General features: G+C 73.0%; 1 protein-coding gene. It reads left to right on the forward strand.

What is annotated here, in order from left to right:
• A partial coding sequence (locus L979_RS12525) for a SidA/IucD/PvdA family monooxygenase (protein WP_047692543.1) occupies positions 1-1,059 on the forward strand: 1,059 nt, incomplete at both ends.

Consider the following 1,059-nt stretch of genomic DNA (forward strand, 5'->3'; position numbering starts at 1 on the left):
GGGGCCACACCCGCCTGTTCTCCCCGTGGCGGTTCAACATCGATGACGCCGCCCGCCACCTCCTCGAGGCAGATGGCTGGCAGGCCCCGGACCTGGAAGTCCTGCCCACCGGTCACGAGCTGATCGACGACTACCTGACCCCGCTGGCGGCCGCCCTGGGCGACGTCGTCCGCACCGACGCCCGCGTCGTCGCGGTCTCCCGGGAGGGCATCGACAAGACCCGCAGCACGGGCAGGGAGACCACCCCGTTCCTCGTCCGCATCGCCCACTCCGACGGCTCAATCGAGGACGTGGCGGCGCGCAGCGTCATCGACGCCTCGGGCACCTGGCACCAGCCCAACCCGCTCGGCCGGTCCGGCCTGCCCGCCCCCGGAGAAGCCGAGGCGACAGCCCGCGGGCTCATCACCCAGCCCCTGCCCGCCGTCACCGGGGTGGACCGTGACCGGTTCGCCGGTCGCCAGGTCCTCGTCGTCGGCGCCGGCCACTCCGCGGCCAACACGCTGCTCGACCTCGCAGACCTCGCCGACGACAACCCCTCGACTCGGATCAGCTGGGCCGTCCGCTCCGCCGACGCCTCCCGTACCTACGGCGGCGAGGACCGTGACGAGATCGCCGCCCGCGGCGCCCTCGGCTCCCGCCACCGGGACCTGGTCGAATCCGGCCGGATCGATGTCCACACTTCGTTCGTGATCACCGGGTTGGAGACCGACGGCGACCAGCTGCACGTCCGGGCCGCGGGACCCGGCGGTGCGGAGGAGCTCACCGTGGACGTCCTCGTCCCGGCCACCGGGTTCCGCCCCGACCTGTCGATGCTGGCCGAGCTGCGCCTCGACCTCGATCCGACCGTCGATGCACCGCAGAGGCTCGGCCCGCTCATCGATCCGGAGTTCCACTCCTGCGGCAGCGTGCCCCCGCACGGCGAACGCGTGCTGGCCCACCCCGAGCCCGGGTTCTACATCGTGGGCATGAAGAGCTACGGCCGCGCTCCGACGTTCCTCATGGCCACCGGCTACGAACAGGTCCGCTCCATCGCCGCCGCCCTGGCCGGCGACCGGGTCG

It is taken from the genome of Kocuria sp. ZOR0020 (genome assembly GCF_000800955.1).
Lineage (GTDB): Bacteria > Actinomycetota > Actinomycetes > Actinomycetales > Micrococcaceae > Kocuria > Kocuria subflava.